12 protein-coding genes are annotated in these 13,852 nt (G+C 75.3%); 10 read left to right on the forward strand and 2 right to left on the reverse strand.

All coding sequences use genetic code 11. The annotated features are described in order from the left end of the window. Positions 1-34 precede the first annotated feature (34 nt). From ACFSHS_RS02450 to ACFSHS_RS02495, 10 genes are all read left to right on the forward strand, one after another. Positions 35-1,102, forward strand: coding sequence for an alpha/beta fold hydrolase (locus tag ACFSHS_RS02450; RefSeq protein ID WP_376871286.1), 1,068 nt, complete (start codon positions 35-37; stop codon positions 1,100-1,102). 43 nt (positions 1,103-1,145) lie between these two features. Beyond that, positions 1,146-2,162: a DUF3152 domain-containing protein gene (locus tag ACFSHS_RS02455; protein WP_376871288.1), complete on the forward strand. Its 1,017-nt coding sequence runs from the start codon at positions 1,146-1,148 to the stop codon at positions 2,160-2,162. Between the two features lie 135 nt (positions 2,163-2,297). Further along, the gene (moeZ, locus tag ACFSHS_RS02460; protein WP_376871290.1) at positions 2,298-3,458 is read left to right on the forward strand and encodes an adenylyltransferase/sulfurtransferase MoeZ; all 1,161 of its coding nucleotides are present in this window, start codon (positions 2,298-2,300) and stop codon (positions 3,456-3,458) included. A 137-nt stretch (positions 3,459-3,595) separates the two neighbouring features. Then, positions 3,596-4,177, forward strand: a complete 582-nt coding sequence (locus ACFSHS_RS02465; protein ID WP_376871292.1) for a TIGR03086 family metal-binding protein — start codon at positions 3,596-3,598, stop codon at positions 4,175-4,177. A gap of 35 nt (positions 4,178-4,212) precedes the next feature. Continuing rightward, positions 4,213-4,503 carry an MGMT family protein gene (locus ACFSHS_RS02470; protein ID WP_376871294.1) on the forward strand — a complete coding sequence of 97 codons (291 nt, stop codon included), beginning with the start codon at positions 4,213-4,215 and terminating at the stop codon, positions 4,501-4,503. Between the two features lie 29 nt (positions 4,504-4,532). Further along, complete coding sequence (locus ACFSHS_RS02475) at positions 4,533-5,045, forward strand: GNAT family N-acetyltransferase (protein WP_376871296.1); 513 nt, start codon at positions 4,533-4,535, stop codon at positions 5,043-5,045. A gap of 59 nt (positions 5,046-5,104) precedes the next feature. Then, on the forward strand, positions 5,105-5,275 hold the full coding sequence (locus tag ACFSHS_RS02480) for a hypothetical protein (protein ID WP_376871298.1): 171 nt from the start codon (positions 5,105-5,107) through the stop codon (positions 5,273-5,275). Between the two features lie 58 nt (positions 5,276-5,333). Then, on the forward strand, positions 5,334-8,534 hold the full coding sequence (locus ACFSHS_RS02485; RefSeq protein WP_376871301.1) for an ATP-dependent helicase: 3,201 nt from the start codon (positions 5,334-5,336) through the stop codon (positions 8,532-8,534). After that, complete coding sequence (locus ACFSHS_RS02490; RefSeq protein ID WP_376871303.1) at positions 8,531-11,926, forward strand: ATP-dependent helicase; 3,396 nt, start codon at positions 8,531-8,533, stop codon at positions 11,924-11,926. Before ACFSHS_RS02485 ends, ACFSHS_RS02490 begins: the two co-directional genes overlap by 4 nt. 150 nt (positions 11,927-12,076) lie before the next feature. Next, the gene (locus ACFSHS_RS02495) at positions 12,077-12,469 is read left to right on the forward strand and encodes a VOC family protein (protein ID WP_376871306.1); all 393 of its coding nucleotides are present in this window, start codon (positions 12,077-12,079) and stop codon (positions 12,467-12,469) included. Between the two features lie 12 nt (positions 12,470-12,481). Here ACFSHS_RS02495 and ACFSHS_RS02500 read toward each other — a convergent pair whose 3' ends face one another. Together ACFSHS_RS02500 and ACFSHS_RS02505 are read right to left on the reverse strand one after the other, a co-directional pair. Further along, the gene (locus tag ACFSHS_RS02500; protein WP_376871308.1) at positions 12,482-12,994 is read right to left on the reverse strand and encodes a GNAT family N-acetyltransferase; all 513 of its coding nucleotides are present in this window, start codon (positions 12,992-12,994) and stop codon (positions 12,482-12,484) included. Further along, positions 12,991-13,842, reverse strand: a complete 852-nt coding sequence (locus tag ACFSHS_RS02505) for an alpha/beta fold hydrolase (RefSeq protein ID WP_376871311.1) — start codon at positions 13,840-13,842, stop codon at positions 12,991-12,993. Before ACFSHS_RS02505 ends, ACFSHS_RS02500 begins: the two co-directional genes overlap by 4 nt. Between the last annotated feature and the right edge of the window lie 10 nt (positions 13,843-13,852).

Genomic DNA, 13,852 nt, shown 5'->3' on the forward strand with positions numbered 1-13,852 from the left:
GCATGCCGACCGGCCCGGGATTACCGTCGAGGCGATGTCCGAGGCTCCTCCGCCCGGGGTCGCGGCGGCCGCCGTCCCGGCAGCGCACATGTCCGTGACCCCGCTGCCCGCGCTGCCGTCCCTCCTCCCGCCGTGGCCGGGGGACCAGGTGCCGGTCCGCGGGGGCGAGGTCTTCGTGCGGACGACGCCGTGGACCGGACCGGTCGACGGACCGGCGGACGACGCGCCCCGCGAGCGGGCGCTCTACGTCCACGGACTGGGCGGTGCGTCGACGAACTGGACGGACCTGGCCGCGCTGCTCGCCGTCCGCTTCGACGGGTGGGCCCTCGACCTGCCCGGCTTCGGCCGGTCGCAGCCGCCCGCGCGCGGGCGCTACTCGATCGCCGGCCACGTGCGCGCGGTGGTCGACGTCCTGGAGCACGTCGCCCGGCAGCCGGGGGAGGCCGCCGGGCAGCCGGTGCACCTGCTGGGCAACTCCCTCGGCGGTCTGGTCAGCCTGCTGGTGGCGTCCCGCCGTCCCGACCTGGTGGCCACGCTCACGCTGGTGTCACCCGCCATGCCCGTCTACCGGGTGCCGCCGGCGTTCAGCCGCGCCCTGCTGCTGCTCCTCGTGCCGGGGATCCCGTCACTGGCGGCCCGGCGGATGGGCGGCGTCGCGCCCGAGGAGAGCGTGCGGGCCATGATCCGCATGTGCTTCGGCGAGCCGCGCAGGGTGCCACCGGAGCGGATCGAGCAGGCCGTCCAGGAGATGCGTGAGCGCGCCGAGCAGCCGTGGGCCGACGCCGCGCTCGTCCGGAGCATGCGCGGCCTGATCACCTCCTACCTGCGGGTGGGCGCGGCGAACGCCTGGCGGGCCGCCCGGACCCTGCGGCCGCCGACGCTCGTCCTGTGGGGCGCCCGCGACAAGCTGGTCGATCCGGCCATGGGTCCCCGGCTGGCCTCCGTGATCCCCGATGCGCGGCTGCACGTGCTCGACCGGATCGGGCACCTCGCCATGCTGGAGGCGCCGGAGGAGACCGCGCGTGCGGTGCTCGGCATGGTGGAGACGGCGGCGGCGTGCCGGGAGCCTGACGCCGCGACGCCGCCCATCATGAGACGCTGACCCGCTGACGCCGGAGAACGGACGAGGAGCAGGAGTGCGCCCAGTGGGAGGACGCCCCTCCGACGGCCGCCCGTCGGGCGGTCGCCCCGACGGCGCGCGCCGGGTGCGCCCTCGGGCGGCGTCCGTCGCCACGGGTCGGGACGCCGTCTCCTCGCTCCACGGGGGCTCCGTCGCCACGGCCCGGCGCCCCGCGCCGCTCGTCGCCCGCCCCGAGCCGGCCGTGCCGTCGCGGGCCCGACCGGTGGTCCGTCCGCGGCCGGGCCGCCTGCGCCGCTTCGTCCTGCGCTACGGCTGGCGGGCGTACGCCGTGCCGCTGCTCACCATCGCGACGATCGTGACCCTGGTCGACCTGGCGGTCAGCTCGCCCGGCGCCCCAGCAGCAGACGCCGCCGCGGCGACCACGGATTCGGCGCCGGCCTCGGGGCCGGTTCCGCCGCCGGCCGTCGAGCCGACCCCGACCGCCCCCGCCGAGGGCGACGCGGCGCCCACCGGGGCGCCGCAGACGGTGGGTGTGGAGAGCTACGTCGAGCGGGGGGCGGGCACGCTGTCGGTGGTCGACGGCGCGTCCCCGGTCTACGGGGCGGGCCCGCTGCAGCGCTTCATCGTCGAGGTGGAGGACGGCATCGGCGTCGACGGCCTCCCGTTCGCCCAGGCGGTGGAGGCCACCCTCGGCGATCCCCGGTCGTGGGGGAGCGGTGGCCGGATGTCCTTCCAGCGCGTGGGGGCGGCCGAGGCCGCGGCCGGGCAGTTCGACTTCAAGGTGAGCCTGGTCAGCCCCGGCAGCATGGAGACCTACTGCCCCGGTGTCGGCACCGGCGGCTACACCTCCTGCCGCTACGGGGACCGCGCCGTCATCAACCTGGCGCGATGGGCCACCGCCGTCCCCGACTACGAGGGCGACGTCGCCACCTACCGGCTCTACGTCGTGAACCACGAAGTCGGGCACGCGCTCGGCAACGGGCACCAGGACTGCCCCGGGCCGGGTCAGCCGGCGCCCGTGATGCAGCAGCAGACCCTCGGTCTCGACGGCTGCGTCAAGAACGCGTGGCCCTACCCCTAGCCGCCGGCTGGCAGCGGCGAGCACCGTCGGCGGGACGGGGCCCTGCAGCGGGAATCGCCCGGCCTGTCACGCTGTTACCCGCGGAAACGCCGTCCCCGATGCGCGCCGCAGTCGAAAAGACCCGAGGAGCAAGCCGTGTCCCTGCCACCCCTGGTGGAGCCAGCCGCCGACCTGTCCATCGACGAGGTCCGCCGCTACAGCCGCCACCTGATCATCCCGGACGTCGGGATGGACGGGCAGAAGCGACTGAAGAACGCCAAGGTGCTCGCCGTCGGCGCCGGAGGCCTTGGCTCGCCGGTGCTGATGTACCTCGCCGCGGCCGGTGTCGGCACGCTGGGCATCGTCGAGTTCGACACCGTCGACGAGTCGAACCTGCAGCGCCAGATCATCCACGGGCAGTCCGACGTGGGCCGGTCCAAGGCCGAGAGCGCGCGGGACTCCATCAAGGAGATCAACCCGCTGATCGACGTCCGGCTGCACGAGACGCGCCTGGACAGCGACAACGTGCTCGACATCTTCAGCCAGTACGACCTCATCGTCGACGGCACGGACAACTTCGCCACGCGCTACCTGGTCAACGACGCGTGCGTGCTGCTGGACAAGCCCTACGTCTGGGGCTCGATCTACCGCTTCGACGGCCAGGTCTCCGTCTTCTGGAACGAGCACGGGCCCAACTACCGCGACCTCTACCCGGTGCCGCCGCCGCCCGGCATGGTGCCCTCGTGCGCCGAGGGCGGCGTGCTCGGCGTGCTCTGCGCCACGATCGGCGCGATCCAGGCCACCGAGGCGGTCAAGCTCATCACCGGCATCGGCGAGACGTTGCTCGGCCGGCTCATGGTCTACGACGCCCTGGAGATGACCTTCCGCACGATCAAGGTGCGCAAGGACCCCGAGGCCGAGCCGATCACCGGGCTCATCGACTACGAGGCCTTCTGCGGCGTCGTGTCGGTCGAGGCCCAGGAGGCGGCCGCGGGCTCGACGATCACCGTCGACGAGCTCAAGGACATGATGGACGCCGGCAAGGACTTCGAGCTGATCGACGTCCGCGAGCCCAACGAGTACGAGATCGTGTCCATCCCGGGTGCCAAGCTCATCCCCAAGGACGAGATCCTCTCCGGCCGGGCGCTGTCCCAGCTGCCGAACGACAAGCCGATCGTCCTGCACTGCAAGACCGGCGTCCGCTCGGCCGAGGTCCTCGCCGCCGTCAAGAACGCCGGCTTCAGGGACGCCGTGCACGTCCAGGGCGGCGTGACGGCGTGGGCGACGCGGATCGACAAGACCCTGCCCACCTACTGAAAGGACCCCCGTCCTCCCCATCCTTCGCAGGCTCAGGGCGGGTCCCGCGACGGGGGCCGTTCAGGCAACTCACCAGGGCCCGGCTCCGCTCCCATTCCGAGGAGCGGGCCGGGCTCTCGGCATGTTGACTGACGGCCATGGCCGACTTCTCGCCCGTCGAGCTGCTGGAGCTCTTCCAGCGCGCCCAGAACCAGTTCACCGACCGGGTCGACGCCGTCGCCCCGGACCAGTGGGACGACGAGTCGCTTCCCGGCTGGACGGTGGCCGATCTGGTGGCGCACCTGGTGAGCGAGGCGCTGTGGGTGCCGCCGCTGCTGGCAGGTGAGCCGTACGCCGAGGGGCGTTTCCCGGAGGACACCGCCGACCTGCTCGGCACCGACCCGTTCACCGGCTGGGAGACCGCCGCGGACGCGGCCCTGTCGGCCTTCGCCGAGGACGACGCCCTGGTGCGGACCGTGCACCTCTCACGTGGGCCGACGCCGGCGACCCAGTACATCCTCGAGATGACCGCCGACCTGACCGTGCACGCCTGGGACCTCGCCCGCGCCACCGGCGGGGACACCGAACTGGACGGCGAGCTGGTCACCGCGGCCCTCGTCTTCGCCGAGCAGCTGCCGGAGGACGGCGTCCCCGGCCTGTTCGACCCGCCCCTGGACGTCTCGTCGGCCGCGCCGCCCCAGACCCGCCTCCTGGCCCGGTTCGGGCGGAAGGACTACTGACGCCGGCTCCTCCGGTGCTGCGCCACGATGGGCCGGTGAGCGATCCGGTCCAGGACGTCGACGAGGCGGTGTTCGACGTCGTCGAGCGCATCCCGCCGGGGCGAGTGAGCACCTACGGCGCCATCGGAGAGCTGATCGGCATCGGACCACGCCGGGTGGCGCGGGCGCTGTCCACCGGCGGGGCAGCGGTGCCGTGGTACCGGGTGGTGCGCGCGGACGGCTCGGCCGCCGGACCGGTGCGCGTCCGGCAGCTCGAGCTGCTCGCGGCCGAGGGCGTGCCCGTGCGCGACGGCCGCGTGGTGCTCTCCGCCGTCCGCTGGCCGTGACCGACGGACGCCGTGGCGGAGGAGGAGCCGTGCCGGACCCGGTGCCCCTGAGGAAGCTCGAGCCCGCGGACCGGTTCCTGCTCCGCACCGCGACCTGGCTGAACCTCAACCGGTGCGGGGAGCGGTTCACCTTCGCGCAGATGGACGCGGACCGGCACCTGGCCGCGTACCACCGGTTCGCGCCGGACGACGGGGACTACGGGCTGGTCTCCACGGCCGGCGAGGAGCCCACCGGCGTCGTGTGGGTGAGGTTCTTCTCCGCCGACGTGCCGGGCTACGGCTTCGTGCGGGCGGGCGTCCCGGAGCTCAGCGTCTGCGTGCTCCCCGGGTACCGGGGCGCCGGCGTGGGTGGCCGGCTCGTCGCTGCGGCGGTGGTCGAGGCGCGGCGCCGCTCGCTCGGTGCGCTGAGCCTCAGCGTGGAGGAGGGCAATCCCGCCCGGCGGCTGTACGAACGACTCGGGTTCGCGCCGGTGGCCGGGGCCCGCCACCCCGGCACGCTCGCCCTCGACCTCGGTCCGGCGGTCGCCCCGCCGCGCGCCTGAGCGCGGCCCTGCGGTTAGGGCCCCTACAGCTCGGCGGCCCTCCTGCCGATCACCTCGCCATGAACAGCATGGCGTGCCGGGCGGTGGCCCAGGCCGGGCTCTCCGCAGCCACGGCGTCGCTCGACGACGAAGCGGAGTGGCCGCTGCTCCTGGTCGCCGGCTGGCTGACGACGGCGGCTGACCTCGTGGTCGAGGGCCTGCTGCGTGAGGCGACCGTCACCCCGACCTGAGCTCACCTCCTGTCCCAGGGGTCCCGAAATCGTCCCCGGTCCGTGCTTCCATCGAGGGGTGGCAGGACGGGGGAACGAGACGGCGCCGGTCTACCGGCTCGTCGCGCGTGAGGCCCCTCGCCTGGCGGTGCCGCGGCTGGATCCCACGCAGCAGGCCGTCGTCGACCACGAGGCGGGGCCGCTGCTCGTGCTCGCCGGCCCCGGAACCGGCAAGACCACGACGATCGTCGAGGCCGTCGCCGCACGGATCGACGCGGGCATCGACCCCGAGCAGATCCTCGTCCTGACCTTCAGCCGCAAGGCCGCCGCCGAGCTGCGCGCCCGGATCACCGGGCGGGTGGCCCGGACCATCCGCGAGCCGCTGGCCCGCACGTTCCACTCCTACGCCTACGGCGTCCTGCGGCGGGCGGCACTGCTCCGCGGTGACGCGCCTCCCCGGCTCCTGACCTCGGCGGAGCAGGACGCCGTGGTGGCCGAGCTGCTGCGGGGTGACGCGGAGGAGGAGGGCGCCGTCCGCTGGCCGGCGGCCCTGGCCCCGGCGCTCGGGACGGCGGGGTTCCGCACCGAGCTGCGTGATCTGCTCATGCGCGCGACCGAGCGCGGCGTCGGCGCGGCGCAGCTGGCCTCGTGGGGCCGGGAGACCGGGCGGGAGCACTGGGTGCTGGCCGCCGCCTTCCAGGAGCAGTACGAGGGTGTCACCGCCTTCTCCACGGCCGGGCGCGGTGACGCCTCCGGCTACGACCCGGCCGAGCTGGTGCGGGCGGCGATCGCGGAACTCGACGGCGATCCGGAGCTGCTGCGGCAGGAGCGGGAGCGCGCCCGCTGGCTGTTCGTCGACGAGTACCAGGACACCGATCCGGCCCAGGTCGAGCTGCTGGAGCTGCTGGCCGGCGGCGGCGGCAACCTGGTGGCGGTCGGCGATCCCGACCAGGCCATCTACGCCTTCCGCGGTGCCGAGCCGCGCGGCATCGTCGAGTTCCCCCAGCGGTTCCGGCACACCGGCAACCGGCCGGCCGGCCGGGTGTCCCTGGGAGTCTGCCGGCGGTCGGGCGAGGAGCTGCTGCGGATCAGCCGCACGGTCGCCGCCGGGCTCCCCGGCCCGTGGGAGCACCGCCGCCTCGCCGCCGGGAGCGGCACCGAGCCCGGGTCCGCCGAGGTGCACGTCTTCGGCTCGGCGGCGGTCGAGGCCGCCTACGTCGCCGACCTGCTGCGCCGTGCCCACCTGCTCGACGGTGTGCCGTGGTCGCAGATGGCGGTCGTCGTGCGCACCGCCGTCGCGCTCGGTCCGCTGCGCCGCGCGCTCGCCTCGGCGGGCGTGCCCCTCGCGGTCTCCGCCGACGACCTGCCGCTCGCCGGGCAGCCCGCCGTCGCGCCGTTCCTGACCGCGCTCCGCGCGCTGCTGCCGGCGTCGGGAACCGGGCCCGAGGGCGAGGGCGTCGCCGTCGGCCTCGACGAGCCCGCCGCCGAGGCGCTGCTGGCCTCGCCGCTGGGCGGCGCCACGGTCCTCGATCTGCGGCGGCTGCGCCGTGCGGTGCGGATCGCCCTGGCCAAGCAGGGGGTCGACCCCGCCGAGCGGGAGGCGCCGTTGGCTCTCGCGCTCGGCGACGACACCCTGCTCGACGCGCTGCCCGAGCACGTGTCCCGCCCGGCCCGCAGGGTCGCCGCCGTCCTCGCCGCGGGCCGGCTGGCGCTGGCTCACGACGGCACCGCGGAGGACGTGCTGTGGGCGATGTGGCAGCGCAGCGGGCTGGCCACCCGCTGGGCGCGGGCCAGCGCCGCCGGTGGCCCCCAGAGCGCCGTGGCCGACCGTGACCTCGACGCGGTCGTCGCGCTCTTCGACGCGGCGGCGGGCTTCGTCGACCGCCTGCCCTCGGCCGACGTGCGCGCCTTCGTGGCCCACCTGTCGGCGCAGGAACTGCCGGGCGACATCGGAGCTGCCCGGGCAGCCGCGGGAGAGTCGGTCCGGCTGCTGACCGCGCACGCGGCCAAGGGCCTGGAGTGGGACCTGGTGTGCGTCGCCGGGGTGCAGGAGGGGGTGTGGCCCGACCTGCGCGAGCGCTCGACCCTGCTCGGCACGGAGGAGCTGATCGAGCGCGCCGCCGGGGTCGACGGCACGGCGGTGGACCGGCGCACCCTCGCCCTGGCCGAGGAACGCCGGCTGTTCTACGTCGCCTGCACCCGCGCCCGGAAGCGTCTGGTCGTCACCGCCGTCGAGGGAGCCCTGGACGGCGCCGACGCCGGGGCGACCGCGTCCCGCTTCCTCGACCTGGTCGAGCCCCCGCCGGAGGGCGGCCGGCCGCTGACCGAGCTGCCCCGCTCGCTGACCCTGCCCGCACTGGTCGCCGAGCTGCGGCGCGCGCTGACCGATCCCCGGACGCCGCCGCAGCGCCGCTCGGCCGCCGCCTCGATCCTGCGCCGGCTGGCCGACGAAGGGGTTGCGGGCGCCCCGCCGTCGGCCTGGTGGGGCCTCGCCCCGCTCTCCGACGACGCCCCGCTGGTGCCGGAGGAGGACGCCGTGCGGGTCCGGCCGTCGGCGATCGAGACCTTCCAGCGGTGCCCGTTGCGCTGGGTGCTGGGCGCCGTCGGGGCGGAGGCCTCCCCGGACACCACTCGCACGGTCGGTTCGGCGGTGCACGCCGTGGCCCAGCAGGTGGCCGAGGGGCTTCCGCCGTCGGAGGCGCCGGCGGTCCTGGCCGCGGAGCTCGACCAGCTCGACCTGGGGCCGGGCTGGGCCGACCAGCGGCAGCGGGTGTCGGCCCAGGAGATGCTCGACAAGTTCCTCCGCTGGCACGCCGGCAACGGGCGCGAGCTGCTGGCCGCCGAGGCGGACTTCGACGTGACCCTGGGCCGGGTCCGGATCACAGGGCAGGTCGACCGCCTCGAGCGCGACGTCGAGGGCCGGCTGGTCGTCGTCGACCTCAAGACCGGCAGGACGGCGGCGAAGAACACCGAGGAGCACGGACAGCTGGCCGCCTACCAGGTGGCGATCGCCGCCGGCGGGTTCGGGCACCACGGCAGCGTGCCGGGAGGCGCGGCGCTGCTCCAGGTGGGCAGCGGGGCGAAGGCCAAGGAGCAGCACCAGGAGCCGCTGCCGGCCGACGTGCCGGTGGAGCAGACCTGGGCGGGCGCGCTGCTCAGCCAGGTGGGGGAGGGCATGGGCGCGGCCACGTTCGAGGTGCGCACCGGTTCCCACTGCTCCCGGTGCCCGGCCCGCCGCAGCTGTCCGCTGCAGGAGCCCGGCCGGCAGGTGACCGCGTGACACCCCTGACCGGAAGGCCCCGTTCCGGGTTCCCTCGCGAGCTTGCGAGCGGAGGGGAGAACGGGGTCCTCCACCAGCTGTCCTTCGACGACCTCCTCGCCGATGCCGCACCCGAGCAGGCCCGGGCCCGCAGACGGCTGAGCCCCGCCGAGGTGGCCGCCCGCTGCGGGCTGTCCTACGCGCCCTCCGCCGAGCAGGCACGCGTGGTCGAGGCACCGGCCGACCGCCCGCTGGTCGTCGTCGCGGGTGCCGGCTCCGGCAAGACCGAGACGATGGCCGCCCGCGTCTCCTGGCTGGTGGCCAACCGGGTCGTCGCGCCGGAGGAGATCCTCGGCCTGACCTTCACGCGCAAGGCCGCCAGCGAGCTCAACGAGCGGATCCGGCTCCGGCTCGGGGCGCTGGCCCGGCATCCCGACACCGAGGCAGACCTGCGGGAGCGGCTGGCGATCGCCCAGCCCACCGTCTCCACCTACCACGGCTACGCTGCCGCGCTGGTGGCCGAGCACGGGCTGCGCATCGGCGTCGAGCCCGGCGCCGGGGTGCTCGGGCCCGCGATGTGCTGGGGTCAGGCCGCCAGCGTCGTCACCGCGTACACCGGCGACATGAGCGACGTCCCGCTCACGCTGCTGACGACGGTCGAGGACGTCCTGGCCCTGGCCGCCGACCTGGGCGAGCACGACATCAGCCCGGCCGCCCTGCGGTCGTGGACCGCGCGGCTGGAGGCGCAGATCGCGAGCTACCCGGACGCCCCCCGCAAGAAGGGGCCCTACGCGCCGGTCCTGGAGATGCTCGCCCGGCAGCGTGCCCGCGTCGCGCTGCTGCCGCTGGTCGAGGCGTTCGAGGCGCGCAAGCGGGCCGCCGGGGCGATCGACTACGCCGACCAGGTGGCCTACGCGGCCCGGATCGCGGTGGCCTCCGCCGACGTCGGCCGCCGGGAGCGGGCCCGCTGGAAGGTGGTGCTGCTCGACGAGTACCAGGACACCAGCGTCGGCCAGCTGCGCATGCTCGAGGCCCTGTTCGGCCGCGCCACCGGCCATCCCGTGCTGGCGGTCGGTGACCCGCGGCAGTCGATCTACGGCTGGCGCGGCGCCTCCGCAGGGACGATCGAGCGGTTCGACCGCACCTTCCCCGGCCTGCCCGGACGGCGCGCCGAGCGGCTGACCCTGGCCACGAGCTGGCGCAACGACGACGCCGTCCTCGCCGTCGCCAACGCGGTCTCGGCGATGCTCCCACCGCCGGAGCAGCCGCTGCCCGACCTGGCTCCGGCGCCCACCGCCGGCCGCGGCGCGGTGACGGTCGGGCTCTACGACACGGTGGCCCACGAGACCGACGCCCTCGCCGACCGGCTGACCGCGTGCTGGCACGGCACCGATGCCGCGCTGCCGACCCGCGACGGCGGGAAGCGGCCGACCGTGGCGGTGCTCGTGCGCACCCGCAAGCAGCTGCCCGGCATCGCGGCCGCCTTGCGCGAGCGCGGGCTGCCGGTCGAGGTCGTCGGGCTGGGCGGGCTGCTGGAGGTCCCGGAGGTGTCCGACGTCGTCGCGACCCTCACCGTGCTGGTCGACCCGACGGCCGGCGATGCCCTGGGCAGGCTGCTCACCGGCGCCCGGTGGCGGATCGGGCCCCGGGACCTGGCCGCGCTGGAGGGCCGGGCCCGCGCCCTCGTGCGCTCCCGCCGGCCGGCCGCGGTCGCGGCGGCCGGCGGCACACCGGTCGTCGAGGCGCGGTCGGAACGCGGCAGCATCGTCGAGGCGCTGGACGACCTCGGCGGTCCGGAGGCCTACTCGGCCGCGGGCTACCGCCGCTTGCGGCGGCTCGCGGCGGAGCTGGCCCACCTGCGCGCGCGGCTGGGCGAGTCGCTGCCCGACCTGGTCGACGAGGTGGCCCGCACCCTCGGCCTCGAGACGGAGCTGGCCAGCGTCCCCGGTGCCACTCCCGCCGGGGCCCGGGCCCACCTCGACGCCCTGCACGGCGTGGCCGCCGAGTTCACCGAGCTGGCCGAACTCCCTTCCTTGCCCGCCTTCCTCGGCTACCTGCGCGACGCCGAGGAGCGGGAGCGGGGCCTGGAGCCCGGGGAGGTCGCGGTGAACCCCGAGGCGGTGCAGTTGCTCACCGGTCACTCCGCCAAGGGGCTGGAGTGGGACGTCGTCGCCGTTCCCGGCCTCACTGCCGACCAGTTCCCCGCGAAGGCCGACACCAGCGACTCGTGGATCCGCGACCCGGGCGCCGTGCCGGCCGACCTGCGGCTCACCGACCGCGAGGAGCTGCCGCGGCTGCGCCTGCCGGTTCCGGGCTCGGGCGACCAGGCGGTCGTCAAGCAGGCGCTGGAGGACTACGTCCAGGAGTGGAAGGACTTCGGCACCGCCGAGGAGATCCGCCTGGGCTACGTCGCCGTCACGCGCGCCCGGCACCTGCTGCTCTGCTCGGGCAGCTGGTGGCGGGACGGCGTCAAGCCGTGCGGGCCGTCGTCCCTGCTGCTGACCGCGCGGCAGGCGTGCGAGGACGGTGCCGGCACCGTCGTGCACTGGGCGGAGCCGCCCACCGACGACGCGACCAACCCGGCGCTGGAGGAGTGGCCAGTGGGCATCTGGCCGGCCGACCCGCTGTCGACCGGGCGTCGCCGGGCCCTCACCGCGGCCGCCGAGCTCGTCGCCGGCGCGGCGCCGCACCCGCTCGACGCCGGACAGGTCCTCGACGGCTCCGACCCGGTGGTGGAGCAGTGGATGCGCGACGCCGACCTGCTGCTCCGGGAGCGCGCCCGAGCGGCGAGCCCGACCGTCGACGTCCCGCTGCCCTCGCACCTGTCGGTGTCGGCCCTCGTCACCCTCCGGCGTGATCCCGCCGAGCTGGCCCGCCGACTGCGCCGGCCCATGCCCGCGGCGCCCGCGCCGCAGGCCCGCCGGGGCACCGCCTTCCACGCCTGGCTCGAGGAACGGTTCGGCGCGGCGAAGCTGGTCGACCTCGACGAGCTGCCGGGCTCGGGCGACGAGTTCGCCGCCCCCGACGGCGCCCTGGCCGAGCTGCAGGAGGCCTTCCTCGCCAGCGAGTGGGCCGACCGTCAGCCGGCCGAGGTGGAGGTGCCCTTCGAGACCCCGCTCGGGCCGCTGACCCTCCGCGGGCGCATCGACGCCGTCTACGCCGACGGCGACGGCGGCTTCGAGGTCATCGACTGGAAGACCGGCCCACCGCCGTCTGCCGGCGAGCTCAGCGCCGCGGCGGTCCAGCTGGCCGCCTACCGGCTGGGCTGGTCACGACTGACCGGTGTGCCGGTGGAACGGGTGAGCGCGGGGTTCCACCACGTCGCCGCCGGGGTGACCATCCGTCCCGTCGACCTGCTCGACGAGGCCGGCCTGCTGGCGCTGGTCACGGGCACCGCGGGCGACGAGGACTGATCGCGGTCAGCCGGGACGACTCCCCGCGTCCGTGGTCGGCGCCACGAGGAGGTTCACCGAGACGGCGCAGGCGCCGTTCCGCCGGGGCCCGCGCGGGGCTACCCTTCCGCACCGTCATCGCGGGGGACCGTCGACGCAACGGGAACAGCCATGCTGAACGACAGCAGGGTCGAGGCCAACATCCCGGCGAGCGACCTCGACCGGGCGCGCGACTTCTACGCAGGCATGCTCGGCCTGACGCCGCGGAAGGAACTCGGTGGCGAGACCCTGGCCTACGAGACGGCCGCCGGCACGAGGTTCAACGTCTACCAGACCGCCTACGCCGGGCAAGCCGGCCACACCATCGCCCAGTGGCACGTCGACGACATCGAGTCGGAGGTGCGCGACCTCAAGGCCAAGGGCGTCGTGTTCGAGGTCTACGACATGCCCGGCGTCGAGTGGGACGGCGAGATCGCCACGATCCCCGGGATGGGGCGGTCGGCCTGGTTCCGCGACAGCGAGGGCAACATCATGTGCGTCGACCAGGAGCCGGCCCGGACCTGACCGCCCCGCGGGTCACCGTCGGCCGGCCAGGGACAGTCCGAACTGGTGGACGCGGGTGCCTTCCGGCGACACCAGCTCGCGCTCGACGGTCATGCCCAGCCGGGTCGCGACGGCCGCGGAGGCGGTGTTGCCCGCCTGGATCATCGACACGAGGTGGGGGAGGCCCCGTCTCCGGGCCAGGCCGACGACGGCCCGCGCGCCTTCCGTCGCGTATCCCCGCCCCCAGTGCGCGCGGCCGAGCCGCCAGCCGATCTCCGGCATGCCCTGCGGTCCCCACGGCCGCTCCCACGGGTGCACGCCCACGAAGCCGACCGTCCCCCTGTCGGTCACGAGCGAGAACAGGCACAGCCCCGTCGACTCCGCCAGCCGCTGCTGCCTCGCGACCAGGTCCACGTAGTAGGCGTGGTCCCGCACCTCCCCGGTGCCGACGTAGCGCATGACCTCCGGGTCGTCGAACAGCGCCGTCCAGAGCGCCGCGTCCTGAGCGGTCGGCACCCGGAGCTGCACCCGGCCCCCGCGGCTCACGTCGAGGCGATCCGCTCCAGGATCGCCGTCGCCAGCTGCTCGGGCGCCTGCTCCGGGATCCAGTGGGTCACCCCGGTGAGCTCCACGAAGCGGTAGTCGCCGGTCACGTAGTTCGCACAGGCCTCGGCCGCCGTCCGGCCGATCGCGACGTCACCGTCGCTCCACACGTAGGTCGTGGGCACCTCGACCGGGTCCACCCGGGTGTCCGAGCTCATCGCCCGGTACCAGTTCAGCGCCGCCGTCAGGGCGCCCGGCGCCGACAGCACCGCGACGTACTCGTCGATCGCCTCCGCCGGGATGCCGCTGTCGTGCTCGCCGCCCGACAGCATCCGCCGCAGCCGGCGGGCCCCGTCGGCGAGCAGCACCTGCTCCGCCTTGCCCGCCTGCCAGAAGAGCCGGATGTAGGCCGACCGCTCCTTCTGCTCGGGATCGGCACGGAAGGCGGCGGTGTACGCGGCCGGATGCGGGACCGAGACCGCCGTGAGCGAGCGCACCCGGTCGCGGTGCCAGGCGGCCAGCGTCCAGGCGACGTTCGCGCCCCAGTCGTGACCGACGACGTCGGCGACCGGGATCTCCAGCGCCGTCATGAGGTCGGCGGTGACCTGCGCGAGGTTCTGCATCGAGTAGGCCTCGACCTCGCCGGGCCGCGCGCCGGGGGAGTAGCCGAGCTGGTCCGGGGCGTAGGTGCGCAGTCCCGCCTGGGTGAGCAGCGGCGTGACCGCGGCCCACGACGCCGACGTCTCCGGGAACCCGTGCAGCAGCAGGACCGGCCGGCCGTCGTCGGGGCCGTCGACTCGGACGTCGAAGGTCAGATCGCCGACGTCGGTGCGCAGCAGCTCCCCGGGCATGCCCCGGACG

The organism is Blastococcus deserti, from assembly GCF_042682525.1.
Taxonomy (GTDB): domain Bacteria; phylum Actinomycetota; class Actinomycetes; order Mycobacteriales; family Geodermatophilaceae; genus Blastococcus_B; species Blastococcus_B deserti.